Here is a 17883-nt window from a genome sequence, read left to right on the forward strand (position 1 = left end):
GGAATGGGATTTAGAACGCGAATTCCGGGGAATCGCTTGTCGGCGGATTCATGTATACGGTGGGAATAATCGCGTAGTTGTAGATGGCGTCAGTTCCGCCTATGCAATAGTTCATCCATTGCGGTGTCTCGGTGAAGTTCCAGCGGTATCCTTCCAGGTGGTTTGAGCCGGCATAGCTGCGGATCATGCCTTTCTGAAGGCGCTTGATGTCGAACGTGGCCATGCCCTCGCCCCACAACTCGACGCGACGCTGCCACCACACTTCATTGATAAAAGCAGATGTCTGGGTATTTCCGTAAGCCTCGTTGTGACGGCCATAGACGTAATCGGGGTCACGTGTCAGGGCGAATTCGGTGAGCTTGGCGATTCCGTTGCCTTCATTCTGGCGACCGATTGCCTCAATCTCGATGAGTTTCATCTCTTCCACGCGCATCATCGGCACGGCCACGCAGAATCCTACTTTGGCGTTGGAGCGTCCGGTTATACCGTCGCCGTCGCCGGGGTTGGGGCGGAATTTAACCGATATGCCGCCCTGCGCATATTCATAAGTGGATGGAACGACGATGGAGGCGAGCTCATCGGGATAGTCGGAATAGTTGGCGCAGATTTCCTCAGCTTCTTCCTGAGTCTGTGCGTCAGCAATCGAGAAGTCAATCCACAGCTTCTTGCGGAAGTCGGAGGAAGGTATGGTCTGGTAAAGGTGATAGTCGATGAACAACGGGAATCCATAGTTGGAGGCGTATCCGGCCATGCCGTCGCCGTGGAACATGTCCTGCACCATCCACGATCCCCACGAGGAGTCGGCGTCGTTGTCGAGGATATTGCTGTCGTCGGCCTTGAAGCGTGTCATGAGCATCCATGACGAGTTGGGAGAGTTGAAGCCGTTGATGCGGCTGAGATATTCATCCTGCGTCATCATAGCATAGCCGTCCTGTGCTTTCACGGCAAACTCCTGTGCCAAGGCCCATTCGCCCATGTCGAGGTATGCGCGTGCTTTGAGTCCGTAGACTACCGACAGGTCGGGTGTGGTCTTGTCGTCGCGGGTGTAGCCGTCGAGCAGTCCCTCGGCTGTGTTTAGGTCGGAAATTATCTGCGCATAGATTTTCTCGTTGGTGGCGCGTGGATTGTTGGTTGATTCCTCGACGGTGGTCTTTTCCGTCACGATAGGTACGGTAATGGCATTTTTGTCTGCTGTGTAAGGCTTTACTCCGTAGAGACGTGCGAGATCAAGGAAGTACAAGGCTCGCATGGCATATGCTATGCCTGTGCCTGCACGGTGGTTGGCGTTTATGTTGTCGCCTGCGAGTGCTATCGTCTCGTTGCAGCTTTTTATCCACCCCCAGTAGAGAGTCCATGTGAATTGGCAGCTGGCATATTCGGGACTTAACGCTATGCTGTACTGGATCCATGGATCCCACCAACCATTGGTGGCATGTGCGGCTATGTCGTTGCCCAGCAGGTCGCGCGAAAGCATCATGGCGGAATATCCGAAGTCGTTGGCGTCGAATTCGCCTTTCTGCGAATAGAGGAACTTTCCTGAAAGGTCTCCTGTGATTCCTTTGACGAAGTTGTCGAATGAGCCGGGTGCGTTGGCTGCCTGGTCTTTCGATACATAATCGGTGGCCGGCATCGTCTCCTCGATGCAGCCTGTGCTGAACAGGAGTGACGAGATGGCAGCCGTCGTATATAGTAATTTGTTCATGTTAAATCGTGTTGAAGTGGCGGATGTGTTAGAAAACGACCTGTACGCCGCCCGAAATGTTGCGCGAGGGCGAGTAGGGGGTCATGCCGTTGTTGCCGGAATACGAGTAGCGTGGATCCAATCCCTTGCGGGCCGACCAGAAGCATAGGTTCTCACCCATTACGTAGACCCTTATCTTGGAAATTTCGTTCCAGAATTTAGGCAGGGTATATCCTACCGTGAACGACTGGAAATTGAGATAGCGGGCTGAAGTGAGGAATCGGTCGGAGCTGATGGATGAGCCTTGTGAGAATGTTCCGTATTCCCATCGTGGAATGTTGCTTGATGTGTTCGACGGATTCCATGCGTTGGCCCAGTCCTTGTGGAAGTTCTGTCCGGCCTTGTTGGCGGTGGTGGGAGGCGTCATCAGCATCTGGTACTGGTAGTCGTAGACCTTTCCGCCAAGCTGGAAATCGAACTGGACGGAAGCGTCGAAGCTGCCTACGCGTAACGAAGATCCGAAACCGCCCGTCAGGGCCGGGAGCATCGATTTGGTGGCGTAGCTCGGGGCGAGGCTGCTGTCGGTCGTCGTGCCGTCCATCTTTGTAGCCGGGCTGCGCTGCTGTGTGTTGGCCATGTCAATCGACGAGTCGGTGTAGTACAGGGCCTGTCCCTCGCTGTTCACGCCGGCATACTTGGGCAGATATGCACAGTATAGCGACTTGCCTTCCTGGTACCAGGTAGGGTAGAGGTACTCTGAGTTCTGCGAGTCGGAGAATCCGCCATAGAGCTTCTTGCTTTCCGGGAGTTTGAGGATTTTTGACTCGTTGTGTGAGAAGTTTAGGTTGGCGCTCCAGTCGATCAGCTTGCTGCGGATGATGGCCCCGTTGAGCACGACTTCGACGCCGGCGTTGCGGATGTTGCCGATGTTGTCATAGTAGCCTCGCGAGCCGTTGCTTTCCGGGATGTTGAGCCAGAAAAGCAGGTCGGTGGTGCGCTTGTAGTAGAGGTCGATGCTTCCGTTGAGACGGTGGTCGAACAGCTCGAACTCTACGCCGCCGTTCCAGTTGGTGGTTGTCTCCCAGGTGATGTCCTTGTTGCCGAGCAGACGCAAGGATGCCGACATGTGTTTGTCGTCGATAGGGGTGATGTCGTAGGTGTTGGTGTAGGCATAGTCAATGATGCCGTCGTTGCCCTGCTGGCCAACGGATGCCTTTACTTTCAGCATGTCGATCCATCCCAGGTCCTGGAAGAAGTCCTCGGTGACGATCCACGCGAGACCTATCGACCAGAAGTTGCCCCAGCGGTTCTTCTTGGCGAATCGCGAGGAAGCGTCGCGGCGATACGACACGCTTGCGAAGTACTTGTTGTCGTAGTCATACTGGCCGCGGACGAAGTATCCTTCGACGTTGTACACGCTCTTGCTGCTGCCGTTGGTCTCTTTCTTGGCAAATGCGTTCAGCTCAAGGATGTCGGGAGAGAATGCTCCTGTGGCGCGTCCCATGAGTATGTGGCGTTCGCTGCGGTAGTATTCGTGGCCGAGGAGGGCATTCACATGGTGCTTGTCGAAATTGTTGAAGTAGGTTATCGTCTGGATATTGTTGGTGCGCACGTCGGTGGTGGTGGTCTTTTTCAGTTCGCCGTTGACGCTCTGCTTGGATCCCATGAGACTGTTGCCGTATTCGCTAAGCTCGTTTTCTCCCCATGTCACGCTGCTGACGATGTTGGCCTTCAGGTAGGGGGTAAAAGTGAAGTCGGCTGTGAAATTGCCGTTGAACTGGTTGAACAGTGCCTGGTTGACATTGTAGACATTCGAGCCGATAGGGTTGCCGTTGCCTCCGAACGGACGCGTCAGGCCGTAGTACTGGTCGCTGTTGACTACGCCGAAGTCATAGATCTGGCGTCCTTCCTCGTCGAGCTTGATCATGGGTCGTCCGTCGGGTCCGATCACACGCACGTAGCATGGATAGATCGGGGCGATGAGGTCGGTGTAATAGGCTACGTTGTCGGCGCCGTAGGTGGTGCCCGACAGTCCGGGATTGGACGTGGTCTTGGAGTGGACGTATCCGGCGTTGATTCCGAGAGTCAGCCATTTCTTGGCCTGGAAGTCGCCCTTGAAGCGCGCTGTGAGGCGTTCATATCCGGAATGTTTCAGCACGCCCTCCTCGTCCAGATAGCCGAGTGAGGCGTAGTATGAGCCTCTTTCAGTGCCGCCGTTTACGTTGACGTTGTACTCCTGCCTGAATCCGTTGCGGTAGGCGAGGTCGTCCCAGTTGTCGGGAGTGAGGTACATTTCCTGTCCCTTATACTCCATCGTGCGCCCAAGCCGGGCATTGGGGTTGAGTTTGCCGTTCTGGCCGATGAGTGTCTGGCCTGCGGGCACGTCGTAGACATTGTAGTAAAGCTGCTGGAGCATGCCTCGGTTGGCGTTGACATATGCGTTCATGGGGCTTTGTCCCATGGAGTGGTTGTAGTAGTTGTACATCGCCTGGTAGTACGCCTCATAGTATTCGCCCGGTTCGGTGATCATGTCGTACTTCTGCACGGCGCGTGAGTTGGCGCCCCAACGTGCGTCGAGCGACACTTTCGCTTGCTTGGCGTCGCCTTTCTTGGTGGTGATGATGATGACGCCTGCCGCGCCGCGTGCGCCGTAGAGGGCGGCCGAGGCGGCATCCTTGAGCACGGTGATTGATTCGATGTCACCCTGCGGTATGGTGGAAAGGTTGACGGGGTAGGGGGAACCGTCGACTATCACAAGCGGGTCGGTCGAGCCATACATCGACGCGATACCTCGGATGTTGATTTTTCCGTCGTCGGTGCCCGGGGCGCCGGAGCCGCCGCGCATCTGCAGGCCGGCCACGTTGCCCACAAGCGCGTTGGCTACGTTGGTGGTCAGGTGCTTGCCGAGTTCCTCCGAATTAAGCACGGCAGCCGATCCGGTAAATGCCGATTTCTTGGCTGTGCCGAATGCCACGGCGATCACCTCGTCGAGCATGTTCGCGCTGTTTAGCTCGATGCGCATCTCGCCGGGAGTGATGGCGGCCTCTTTGGTCTGCATCCCTACGTACGACACTTTGATGTGCTTGACGCTCTCGGGCAGCGATAGGGAGAACTGTCCGTCGATGTCTGTGGCGGTGCCGTCGGTGGTGCCTGCTCCCATCACGGTCGCACCCACCAGAGGCTCTCCGTCCTCAGCGCTTACCACGATGCCCTTGACTGTGCGGTTGGCCGCAACGGCTGTCAGGCAGAGCGCAAAAAACGCTGTTAGAAAAAAAACGATTCTTTTCATACTTTGTAACTGTAAGACTTTAATATGGACTAACTTAAAATGATGTGAATCCTTGGATTGCTGCCGGAGCGTGTCGGCGTTGCCACTGCCGTGGCATGGTGGCATTTTGTTCGATTTGCGGCCTTTTCTATGTGAATCAGGATGCAAAGTTACAGGATTTCACTTCACAAAACAAAATTTAACTATAAAAAGATTAACCCGATGCAAAAAAAAATACACCAAAATCGCACGCCGCCCTCGGTCGGACAATCAGGCAGTCCGACCCGTCTGGGCTGCCAGACTCGTCCGACCGGCCCTGGCCGGACGCCGACCTCTCCAATTACGCCTCCGGAAGTCCTTATCCTGACGGTCTTTCACTTAAAACTGTTAAAAAGCTCACGAAATCATTCGAATTAACAAATATTAACAACGGGGGGGGGTAGTTTTTCTCGTTTTAATTACTAACTTTGTAGTCCTTTAAGTACCAAAGGATTGGTTTGTCTGAAACCCTGTCTGCCCCGGTGCATTAATGGTCGCCTTGTACATAGGTTATGACAAATTGAAAGGCGATGTAATGGAAAAAAAGTGTAAGGCCCGGAAGCTTCCCGCCTGCAAATATAGTAACGTATGATATGAAAAAGCATATTCGACATATCTTGTCGGTGGTAGTCGCGCTGATCGCGGGCGCGGTTGCCGCAGAGGCTCAGCTGGCTGTCAAGAACAACCTGCTGTATGATATGACCACCACCCCCAACATCGGCCTGGAATACGGACTGGGCCACCGCTCGACCGTGAATCTCGTCTACGGACTCAATCCCTGGAGCTTCTCCGGAGGCGACCGCAAGGTAAAGCACTGGGTGCTCATGCCCGAGTACCGATGGTGGCTCTGCTCGCGTTTCAACGGACACTTCATCGGCGTGCATGCCCTCGGCGGACAGTACAACGCCTCCCACGTCAACCTCCCCATACCCGGAGCGTTCTTCTCCGGCGAGAACCTGCGCAGCGGGGTCAAGGACTACCGCTACCAGGGCGGATTCGTCGGCGCCGGCGCCACCTACGGATACCAATGGATACTCTCGCGCCACTGGAACATCGAGGCCGAGGTCGGTGTGGGCTACGCACGCGTCTGGTATGACAAATACGCCTGCGGGGAGTGTGGCGCGAAGCTTGCCGACGGGGCCACCAACTACTTCGGAATCACCAAGCTCGGCATATCATTCCTCTACCTCTTCTAATCCACCATCGCCATCGTCATGAAACGCTACATACATAAATGTAAAGCACTCCTCCTCGCCGCCATGTTCCCGCTTTCGGCCATCGCCGCCGACCTCCCCTCGGCAGGGATCGCGCGCAACATCGACCTCCACCGCGCGGGTCCAGACATGCGCCTCGCCCTCGACCTCGTGCTCGACTCCCTCCGCCTTGGCGCGGACCACCAGATCTACGTTACCCCGATGATCAACGCCGGCACGGCCGACTCGTCGCGGGTGGCCCTCCCCACCGTCCTCATCAACGGGCGCAACATGCACTACGCCTACGAGCGCGGCTCGCTCCGGCGCGACATCGTCGACTCCTACGACCTCGCCGCCGAAGTGTGGCGCCACAACGGACGCCCGCAGACCTACGCCTACGCCCACGCCACACCCATGCGCCGCTGGATGTTCGGCCCGAAGGCGTTCCTCTCGATCGTCTACGACACATGCGGCTGCGGCCTCCCCGCCGGACGCGAGATCGTGCGCATACCACTCGGCCTCACACCCCACCCGCGCGCGGCCTACATCACCCCCGAGGTCACCGACCTCCCCGTGCAGATCCACGAGGGCCAGGCGCGCGTGCAGTTCGAGGTCGACCGCACTGAGCTACACCCCGAGCCATATAAATGCCGCAACGGGCAGCGCATCGACAACCGCGAGCAGCTCGCCATCATCTACGACTCCATACGCTACGCCACCTCCGACCCGCGCGTGGAGATAGCCCGCATCGACATCTGCGGCTACGCTTCGCCCGAGTCGCCCTACCACCACAACGATTACCTCGCCACAAACCGCTCCCGCGCCCTCTCCGAATACATAGGGGAGCGCTTCAGCCTCCCCGCCGACCGCTGCACCTACAGCGCCGTGCCCGAGAACTGGGGCGAGTTCCGCGAGATGGTCGTAGCCTCCGACGAGATCACACCCAAGCAGCGCGCCGACCTCCTGGAGCTGATCGACGCCCCCGCCTACGGCCCGTCGGACTACGACGCAAAGGAGCGCACACTAAAGACCGACCCGCGATTCGCCTCGCTCTACCGCTCGCTGATCCTCCCCAAATGGTTCCCGCGCCTGCGTGCCACCAAGTTCGCCATATCCACGCGCCTCAAGCCGATGTCCGACCAACAGCTCGCCGCCATCATCGAGACCGACCCCCAGCTCATGTCGCTCAACCAGATGTTCCGCGTGGCGCGCCTCTACCCCGAAGGCTCCCCCGAGTTCAACCGCGTCATCGACATAGCCCTCAAATACTATCCGCAGTCGCCCGTCGCCAACCTTAATGCCGCCGTCGCAGCCATCGCCGAAGGCGACTACGACCGTGCCGACCGCCTCCTTGAGAGCGCCGGCGACTCCCCCGAGGCATACAATGCACGCGGAGTGGTGGCCACCCACCGTGGCGACTTCGACGCAGCCCGCACACTCTTCGAGCGCGCGGCACCCCACCTAAAGGAGGCCGCCCGCAACCTCGACGAGCTCCCCTGACCCTCCCCCCTCACCCATCGATCCCTCTCGACCCTCACCCATCGATCCCTCTCGACCCTCACCCCTCCTGCTCCCTCTCCGTCAGCCTTGTCTGACCTGTCCGACCGGTCTGACTTGTCCGACACACCGCTGACTGTCGCTCCCCCAATCATATTCCCTCTCCCCTCCACGTAGCCTCAATGGCAGCTCCTCCAACCCTTCCATTCTCCAAAAGAACAAAATCAATCAAACACATAATTCTTTATTCACATGAAATTTAACAAATTTATCTACGCTTCGATGGCAGCCGCACTCCTTGCGGCCTGCTCCGACAAGGACGTCATCGCCGACGGTCCCGCCGACGGCGGCAATCAAGGCGAGACCATGATCGGTGACGGCTATGTGGCTGTACGTATTAATCTGCCTACTCAGGTCGTTGCTGCTCCCCGTGCAGGGAATGACGATTTTGACGATGGCATTGCAGCAGAATACAAGGTTAAGAACGGTGCGCTGCTGCTCTTCACCGGTACCGGTACGAGCGAAGCCACTGCTGAATTTAGTAGCGCCTACAACCTGCCTTTAGACAAATGGGTGCAGGATGATGACAACGACAACATCACAGCTTCCCATCTCACGGCTGTAAAGGTCGAGGTTGGTGATCTTACCGGCAAGACTCTTTATGGACTTGTGATGATCAATTACGACAATGTGATTGAGGAGACGCTTACCGCAGGGAAAAAGTACGATGCAATCACTCTTAAGGATGTTGATGCTACTGTATTCGGTGTCGGAAAGACTTTCGGCGATCTCGTCAAGTTGGTTAGTACCCAGTCATTCAAGAATGCTGATGACAACTTCTTCATGACCAATTCTCCCGTCAGCAAGTTGTCGCAGAGCACTGCTACCGCTTATGCCGATCTAAGCGATGTAACCACTCTTGTCGTGTTCGATGCCAACGCTATCCAGCCCACGGAAGAGGAGGCAAAGGCAAAGCCCGCATCATCGGTGTTTGTGGAGCGTGCCGTGGCTAAAGCCACTCTTTCCGCAAAAAATGCTTCGCTTACGATAAAGGACCAGGATGGAAAGGATATTCCCCTTACGCCTAGTAAAGTGGAATGGGCGCTCAATGTCACTAATCCTGCGTCGTTCATCGTGCGCAATATGGGCACCGGCGCTTACCTCGGCTACAATAACTCGGATGCTACATCTATTGTGGGCAAGTTCCGTATGTTTGGTAACACCAAGATTGGTACTACCTCTATCCAACCTATCACGGATCTCTACCGTACCTATTGGTGCATCGACCCCAACTATGATGGCACGGAGTCTCCCAAATATGCGCTTGACATCGTGGATAAAGACAATCCCACCGGCCCGATGACATTTGTCGCAGAAAGCACACCTCTCTATTGCCACGAAAATACCTTTAATGTGGCTAACCAGGCCAATGATGCTACCACTCAGGCTATGGTGAAGGTGCAGTTTGGCGATGGCAATACAACCTATTATACGGTAAATGAGGCAAAGGACGTGCTTTATACTTCCGCTGAAAAGGCACAGGCTCAGTCCGTACATTATATCATTTATGATATGGGTGTCAAGCAAGCTCTCCTCGATGCACTTAAGGCTGGCAACATTGATGCTACCATAGAGATTGACGCTACCACCTACCCCAACTATCTTGATATCAAGTTTACCCGCGATGCCACTACCGGCATACGCTCGGTCACCACGCTTGCCTTCAAGGAAAATATCTCGGTTACCGATAAGGACGGCAATGTTCATACCATCAATCCCGTGTTGGAGAATGCTGAGAAACTTATGGCTGCTGTGAACGAAGCTTTTGTTATTGCGGAATATAAGGATGGCGTAAGCTATTATCCCGTACTCTTCAAGCACTTCGCCGGTAGCTCTTACACTGATCCCGCCGACCTCGCTCCATGGAATCCGGCGTGGGTGGCTGCGGCTAATACCGACAAGACCTCAGAGTCGTATGCAGCTATTTATAATGGTGAGCCTGTTGATCCCGAGAATATGTGGCTTGGCCGCTATGGCATGGTCCGCAACAACTGGTATGACGTTAATGTAACTGCGTTCAAGAAGCTCGGCGCTCCTGAAATCGGCTCTATCGATATTACAAATAAGCCTGACGACGAGAAGAAAACCGAGCAGTGGATCGCCTTCAAGGTCAACATCCTCTCTTGGGCTAAGCGTGTTCAGAACATCGAGCTTTAATCCCTTGCGGAATCCAATTTAACCCTTCCATAACTATGACGGGCACGGCGGGAGCCGTGCGCCACCGCGCCGAAGGCCCTGCGCCGTGCCCGCCTTTTTTCAACAAATCCCGGGATTCCCTAATGTCCTTAACGACCCTAATCTCCTTAGCGTCCTTAGTGTCATTGAAGCCCTTAGCGTCCCTAAAGTCTTTAATCTCCCCGATCTCCTTAAAGCAAAGCCCCTCAGGCTTTACCCTCCCTCTCCCCGACAGTCCGCCTCCCTCCTTTTTTCAACCACCGACACCAACGAGAACAAAACGATGACCCGTTTATTCCACCATATATTCGCCCTCTGCGCCATGGCCCTCGCCATGGCCGCAGTCCCCGCATGCACCATGATCCAGGACTCGGTCGACTACTGCCCCACGGGCCTCTATGTCCGCTTCGTCTACGACTACAACACCATGCGGGCCGACATGCTCAAGGACCATGTGGGCCACCTCCACCTCTACCTCTACGACGAGCAGGGCCACAAGGTAGCCGAGCGTGCCGTCTCCAACAACTCACTCGCCTCACCCCTCGCCCAGTACGGCTACGCCATCCACTTCGACCCCTCCGAGCTCCGACCCGGACGCTACCGCCTCCAGGCCCTCGCCATGCAGCGCGACTGGGACGAAGCCCTCTCGCGCACCGGCGCCAAGTACCGCCACGAGACCGCCATCAACCGTGGCGACGACATGCGCATCACCCTCGACCACGATGCCGACCCCATCCCCGGCACAGCCCAGCACCTCGTCGACCACCGCTCCATGCCCCTCGACACCCTATGGCACACCCTCAAGGTACAGAGCCACCTCCCCGACGACGGCCTCGACGTACCCCCGATGCACCGCACCGTCAAGCCATACTCGATCTACCCCATCGAGGAGCAGTACGTAACCGTCACCGACAACATGGCCACCTACGCCACCGTATCGCTCATCCGCGACACCAAGCACCTCAACGTCACCCTCCGCCAGATCGACTTCCCCGACAACATATTCCACCAGCAATACGAGGTAACCATCGTCGACGACAACGCCACCCTTCTCCACGACAACGCCGTCGACGCCGCCTCCGACTCCCTCCGCTACACCCCCTACGCCGCATGGACATCACGCTTCACCCCCGACGGCGGTGTCGTAATCGACCCCACCGACCCCGATGCCCCCGCCCCCAACAGCAGCGCCTCCCCCCGTGGCGGAAGCTCCTCCCCCTCGATTGCCAACAGCAGTGCCGGAAGCGGCAGCTTCCGGTCGTCCGACCGGCCAACCACGGCTGCCCTTAATGCCACTAATTTCCCTAATGACCCTACCGTCCTTAGCGATGAAAACTCAACCTCCCGCACCGCCCACTACAACCTCATGTTCAACCGCCTCATCTACGACGACGACCCCCGCCGCTGCGCCGTCCTCCGCATACGCAACCGCAACTCCGGCAAGACCGTAGCAGCCATAAACCTCCCCTCATGGCTCGCCGAGGCACGCGCCGCCTACGAGCTTTACGGCTACTCCCCCCAGGAATTCCTCGACCGCGAGCACGATTACCACCTCCAGTTCTTCCTCAAGGGCGACACCTGGGCCTACTGCGACATCCGCGTCAATGTCCTCTCCTGGGCCATCCGCAAACAGTTCGAAGAGCTATAGCCCCGCACCCGCCGCCCAAACAGCCGTTCCGGAAGCGGCAGCTTCCGGAACGGCTGCCAAGAGATTCCCTTTCCGGCTGCCAAGAAATCCCTCCCCCGGTCGCCAAGAGATCCCTCCTTCTGCTCACCCGGTTTCCTCTCATCCCCGGCTTTTCCCTAATCTCCCTAAAGTCCCTAATCTCTTTAATGTCCCTATACCCCATCTCCCCTCTCTCCGTCACCGCCATAATTAATGAAGCCCATATATAAGCTCATATTACCTCTGCTGATGATGCTGCCATTCATGGCCGCATGCTCATCCGACCCCATCCTCCCGGAGCCGGACGCACCCGCTGCGCCCACCATCCCCGACGGGCCGATCGAGCTGGGCTTTGTCATATCCCTCGGCGACGACACCCCCGCCTCCCCCCGCTCAGGCTATACCTCCTCCCGTAGCTCTCTGTCAGACCCGTCCGACCTGTCCGACGCCTCTTCGTTTGCCTCCCCCGCCTCGCCTGCAAACAGCCGTGCCGGAAGCGGCAGCTTCCGGCCCTCCCGCGCCCCCTCCACCCCCGAAGGCGGCTACGACCCCGGCTCCGGCTACGAAAACTTCATCGACATCGACGCCCGCGACTTCGCCCTCTACATCTTCACCTCAGGCACCACCACCGACACCGAAGCCACCCCCGCCGGCTCCGACTCCCGCCTCGTGGCCCGCGCCGAGATTACCGAGCTGACCCCCATCTCCCCCGATGCCAACGGTTCCGCCAAGCGCTACACCTGCAAGTTCCGCCTCGAAAACCCCGCCGCCATCTTCGACGCCACCGGCCGCGCATCCTTCCGCCTCGTAATGCTCGCTAACTGGCGCGCATGGGCCGCTCCCGCCCCCGACGGTAGCGCCCCCATCTTGGCTGCCGACTACCCCGCCGACCTCCCCGTCTCCACCCCCGGAGTTCCCGGCTCCGGCGCCACCATCGACGACCTCTACGCCGCCACAGCCTCCACCCGCGCATATCCCGACCCAGTCGGCCCCTCCATCACCCGCGACACCCGCATCCCCCTCTTCGGCGTCCAGGCCTACACCTCCGTCAATCTCGTCGCCAACGGCCTCACCGACCTCCCCTCCACCCTCCACCTCCTCCGCGCCTTCGCCAAAATCGAAGTCGCCGCAGCCCCCTCCCACGGCTACGAATCCGAGAAGATAAAGTCGGTCACCCTCAGATACTGCCACACTACATTCTCGGCGATGCCCTCGCGCGTCTACGACCGTGCCCATTACGTCCGCGATTCCCACACCCTCGATTACGTCGACCATGTATCCATACCTCACAGCGTTGCCGGAGGTTTTGAACTCCCCCTTCAGCACACCCCCACTCCCCACTTCACCGCCAATCCCTCCCTCGACACCGACGGCAACGGCTCATGGATAATCTACGTCCCCGAGTACGACAACACATCTTCTGATGCGACATCCAACTGGCTTGATGTCACTTTCGGTGACAATAAGACCTACAAAGTTTATTTCAAGAACTACGGCCAACTCGCCGGAGTCGAAAAAGACCAACCCTTCGACCTGCGACGCAACAACTGGTACATATACACCCTCCGCCGCCGCGACCTTGAACTCGATGTCGAAATCGACGTACAGCCCTACGCCTCAGCCTCCATGGAGGTCGGCGTCGGCCTCCTCGTCGACGAGATGGGCGATCTCATGATCTACATGGAGGAAGATCCCGCCACCGGTGAGCTTCGTCTCCCCTCCTACTTCGAGGAGTATCTCAAACTTAAAGGCGATAGATGGACGGCATTCCAGGCGCTCCCCGCCATCCACGACGAGATGGGCGACTACTACGCCATCCATCGCGGCTCCGACGGTTCTATGGAGAATGCCGAAATCTGGCTGAAGGACCGAGATGGCGCGCAGGTGCTCTCCGACTTCGATGGCAAGGAGCGCTGGGACACCCGCCACGTGAAGAGATATGAGGGCCTATCTACCTTTGACTATATAAAGGACCGCGACGGCGAGCGCCAGCAGCAGCTCCATTCAGACCACTCCTCTATAATCTACGACACCGACTACGGTCTGCTCTACAAGCTCTATACCCCCGATGGTTCAATAAAGCGTTTCAAAATAGAGTCGTGGGAAGGCAGTTGGTCGTGGGATAAGACAAAAGATGAAGCAGTACATGTGCCCGGCGCATTCTATGTCGATATCGGAGAAGAGACCGACCAGGATGGAAAACAATACTACCTGTTCCGCAAGTTCGACAAGGATGGCAATCAGACGCGCACCGTCGTGAGAGTCGATAAGGAGACCGGCACCAAGACTGAGGTCGACCGTAACCCCACCAAATTCGTGAGCCGGAAATCGGTTGAAAACCAACCATAACCCCCTTCAACCCTGTAAATGACAATGCAACGATATAACAGACTATTACATACTTTCCTCGTGTCGGTGCTGTTGGCGCTCGGCATGACCGCCTGTGTCGATGACGACCTCATATTCCGGCAGGGTGGGGAATACCCCCACGGCGAAGCCGTGGTCAACATCGAGGCCGCTTTCTCCCCCTTCTCCGCAGCCGCCATGGGCAGCCGCGCCTATGAGTATGCACCTACAAATGGTTACACTACTGCCGGCAATCTTATGGGTGATATATCCGATGTCGCTCTCTTGATATACGATAAAGATGGCAATCTACTGAAGGATGATGGTCTTATCAATCTCACAGACTATGTTATCAAAGATGAGCCGCGAGTTGAGGGCGATGCCGGTAAGGATGATAATGTCAACAGACCGCTTGGCGAGCCTTCTACAAAATGTCTCACAAAGAAAGGCCTCAAGCTTTTCTTTGGTGAATACTATCTCATAGCCGTGGCCAACATGGGTCAATATACCAAGAATGGAGATAAGCTGACGATTGCCAAATCCACCTATCAGACTTTCTCCGAGATGGATGTCGAGGACTATAATACCCTTCATAAGCTGCGCCGCATGCGCCGACAATGGGCTGCTTCAAATATCAACAACAACCGTGAGATGTGCGGCTATTTTGCGGTAAAGGGTGAGGACTCTTCTCCTACCGCTTCCTCCGACTTTCAGACTGTCGTTGTCAATGAGTCGGGGATGACTTTGCGAACATGGTTGCGTCGTCTCGCCTCGAAGGTTACCGTTGATTTCGACGGCACAGGCCTGCGCGAGAATGTTAAAGTTTATATCAGGAATGTTACTATCCATGACATTGCAACATCCTGTACCCTTGGCTTCGGCAAGCATAAGGATAATGATATTGATCCGTGGATTGACTATAATAATCATGTCGGCAGTGATGATGACGCTGCCGATGGCTCCCACTCGACCATGGGCGACCACACGCATTCTACCGGAGGTGACAATACTTCCCATGCAATCAACTTCTTTAACATGTACGACAAAACTGCCGTCGCCGGCAATGGTGGTGATGCCGAGACCAATCATGAGAAATGGCCTCGCATAGCCAAAGGTTCGCCGTACATTTATATGGATCCGAAAGCTGATGTCAAGGAGCGGCGCGACCTGCATGCCCTTGATGCCCCGGCGCTGTTCTTTTACGAGAACATGCAGGGAGACCTTCCCGACGGAAAGACCAAAGGCCCGATGCTCGACATAAGCTCCGGCGGCGCTACGGATAATGGCGACAAGGACGGCATGGAATATGGAACATACATCGAGGTATCCGCCTATTATGAGTCGGAAGCATCAGGCAACATATCCAACGGCCCGATAAAGTATCGCTTCATGCTCGGCAAGGACGCCATACGCAACTGCGATGCCGAGCGCAACTACCATTACAAGGTCACCCTCAAATTCAACGGCAACGCCAACGATGTCTCCTGGCACATCGACTACGTGGAGGAACCCGATTCATGGGACGTCCCCCAGCCCTGGTACGTCTCCTACCTCTACAACCACCAGTCCACCATCCCTTTCAAATACACTCCTAAGGAGGGTTATGAAGTGGTATACTTCGAAGCCGAGATTACCAAAAATCCGTGGGAACCTGATAAAGACGAAGGTATACCTCTCCCGCCTGATAACGACCAAGCTATAGCAGCAGATGAGAACAAACAGATAGGAAATGGTTTTCTGTCGCTACGTCAGACTACTTCACTGATTATCACTCCTAAGGATTGTGGTGTGAACGCATGGACAGGATATGATAATGCTGCTGAGGCTAAGCGTGATACTTCCATACATATGAATAATCAATATTTTCTTGGGATATCAGATGGAAGTGGCGGCTTGAATCGAGCGAAACGTAGATTTAATGTTTCCAAGGATGCCCAATGGAATGATTCTAAGGATGATTATGTCAGTAGGCCTAAAGAGGAATTCTCTTACCAGCGAAACGAGCGGAATCAGAGTGTTTCTCTTGATATGCCTTTGTTTACCCGTGCAAAAACATTGATAAAACAGACGGGTTATTCGGGGAATAATCCCTATGTAGGTTATACTCGTACTGCAACAATTAAAGTTACTCCGTTTGTCCGTAAAAAAAACACTACAGATAAGCCTGCTGCTGCTACTCCCAGAGATATTCAGGTGGAGCAGGTGCGTCGTATAGTAAATCCTAAAGGCGTATACCGTCGTTCCGGCAATAATCAAGATTTTGCCGTTCATCTCTTGGAATTGCCCGGTGACTTGTCGACTACTTTCCGCGACTTTACTTCCGATGGTCCATGGATGGCCGAAATTCTTGGTGACAAGAATTTTATCACTCTTGACGGCAAGCAGACCGTTACCGGCTCCACCGGCTCATCCATCGCTTTTAATATCCGGTTTAACAAGCTTAATTCCGCAGATGAAACTGTACGAAATGCAGTGGTGCGCGTGCGTTACAATAGCTATACGTGCACGCACCTGATATTTGTGCGCCAAGGGTATAACCCTCAGGCTATATCCAAGAACGCCAAAGACTTCGACCATAAAGGTGGAACCGCTACTGCTGTTAAGTGGCGAACATTTAATCGTATTGCGGCACGGCTTGATGCGAAGGATCCGCGAGACGAAGGCTCCTTATTCAAACATGGTAATGTATGGAATGCGATTGATTCCTACAATAACTGTTATAAGGATATGGCGGCAGACGGTAAACGTGATGGGATGGGCATATACACTGCGCCATCGTTGTCTGAATTTACTTCTGATGTTGCGTCGAATGGTAAGTATAAGCTCACAGAAGGTGATGGACGGTTGTCTGATTCTGAAAAGGATTGGACTTCATTCAACAAAAATAATAGCGGTTTCACCTCTACTGATCCCGATTGGAGCAGTATGGCTACCATGCGTCATTTTGAACAGCTTTATGCCACCAATAACATCCAATTTGGATTTGGTGTGCTTTATGCCGACGGTGCAACTTCAACACAGTGGGATATCAGTTCTGCTTACGGATATTATCGTCGAGATCCCGAAAATACCGGGCCTGTGGGTCCGGATCCCGATTTCCAGACTGACAGTCCCAAGGGCATGAGAGGTATGTTTGCTTATTATTACGATGAAACTGATCCTGGCAATGAATGCACTGGAAATAGTGTTTTCTTTCCTATAGGTCGCTCTGGGTATGGACATCGTAAGGATATGAGGGAGGCTGAAGGTAACACCAAAAAAGGAGTACTCCGATATAGCTGTGCAGGATATGAGAATCGTGGTTGGCTCTTCAATAAGACTGCACCATTGTTTTCCGCGCTTTATTATCGCCCCGGTGCGGTATATTATGCCAAAGATGCTGCTACAGATAATTTCCTTGATTGGACCGGTGCTGTCGGAAATTCAGGCGCTGATGGAAAGGCGATTGGCATGGATATAAACTATTTCTCGTTTGATGTCAATATGATTGGAGCAGTTAACGTTGCCGAAGGCGAGGATGCCTGCATGGTTCGCTTCGTCGAATAAACCCTCCCTCTCTTCCCTGTCTCCTCCCCGCACCCTCTGTGCTCTCCGTGCGTCATCCTTCTCCATTCGACATCCCATCCTTTTCCATACCCCTGCGGCTGCCCTCCCCGGCAGCCGCTCCCATTTCCCCTCCGCCTCACCGTCCCCACCTCCCCGTAGGGATGTACCCCCGGTGCATCCGCCTGCCCGGGCTACGCTGCGCTACACCCGGGACTAACCACAAACACCGCCACTCCGTGGCTTCCTGACTTCCATATCCCCTCTCTCCCCGCGCCGTCCCCTCCACCCGTAGGGATGTACTCCGGTGCATGCGCCTACTGTATTACTTAAAAAATATTAAATAGTATTGGGTTCAAGGTATGAATATTAGGAATATATCGATGATTTTCGTTATATCTGCAACACAATTACG

The 17883-nt window shown here is 55.3% G+C and carries 8 protein-coding genes; 6 read left to right on the forward strand and 2 right to left on the reverse strand.

Annotated features, from left to right (window positions below; genetic code table 11):
• Positions 1-10: 10 nt before the first annotated feature.
• The gene (locus QZ303_RS02725) at positions 11-1702 is read right to left on the reverse strand and encodes a RagB/SusD family nutrient uptake outer membrane protein (protein ID WP_295728748.1); all 1692 of its coding nucleotides are present in this window, start codon (positions 1700-1702) and stop codon (positions 11-13) included.
• 28 nt (positions 1703-1730) lie between these two features.
• Positions 1731-4970: a SusC/RagA family TonB-linked outer membrane protein gene (locus QZ303_RS02730; RefSeq protein WP_295728750.1), complete on the reverse strand. Its 3240-nt coding sequence runs from the start codon at positions 4968-4970 to the stop codon at positions 1731-1733.
• Between the two features lie 611 nt (positions 4971-5581).
• Between QZ303_RS02730 and QZ303_RS02735 the strand changes: the two genes are divergently transcribed.
• The 6 genes from QZ303_RS02735 (at position 5582) to QZ303_RS02760 (ending at position 17471) form a co-directional block, all read left to right on the forward strand.
• Positions 5582-6184 carry a DUF3575 domain-containing protein gene (locus QZ303_RS02735; RefSeq protein ID WP_295728753.1) on the forward strand — a complete coding sequence of 201 codons (603 nt, stop codon included), beginning with the start codon at positions 5582-5584 and terminating at the stop codon, positions 6182-6184.
• An 18-nt stretch (positions 6185-6202) separates the two neighbouring features.
• Positions 6203-7681 carry a tetratricopeptide repeat protein gene (locus QZ303_RS02740; protein ID WP_295728756.1) on the forward strand — a complete coding sequence of 493 codons (1479 nt, stop codon included), beginning with the start codon at positions 6203-6205 and terminating at the stop codon, positions 7679-7681.
• Between the two features lie 249 nt (positions 7682-7930).
• Positions 7931-9895, forward strand: a complete 1965-nt coding sequence (locus tag QZ303_RS02745) for a fimbria major subunit (RefSeq protein ID WP_295728759.1) — start codon at positions 7931-7933, stop codon at positions 9893-9895.
• A 301-nt stretch (positions 9896-10196) separates the two neighbouring features.
• Entirely contained in the window at positions 10197-11561 is a 1365-nt protein-coding gene (locus QZ303_RS02750) for a FimB/Mfa2 family fimbrial subunit (RefSeq protein ID WP_295728762.1), read from the forward strand.
• A 231-nt stretch (positions 11562-11792) separates the two neighbouring features.
• Positions 11793-13928, forward strand: a complete 2136-nt coding sequence (locus tag QZ303_RS02755) for a hypothetical protein (protein WP_295728765.1) — start codon at positions 11793-11795, stop codon at positions 13926-13928.
• 18 nt (positions 13929-13946) lie between these two features.
• Positions 13947-17471: a hypothetical protein gene (locus QZ303_RS02760; RefSeq protein WP_295728767.1), complete on the forward strand. Its 3525-nt coding sequence runs from the start codon at positions 13947-13949 to the stop codon at positions 17469-17471.
• Positions 17472-17883 lie beyond the last annotated feature (412 nt).

The sequence above is a fragment of the uncultured Muribaculum sp. genome (assembly GCF_910583865.1).
Classification (GTDB): domain Bacteria; phylum Bacteroidota; class Bacteroidia; order Bacteroidales; family Muribaculaceae; genus Muribaculum.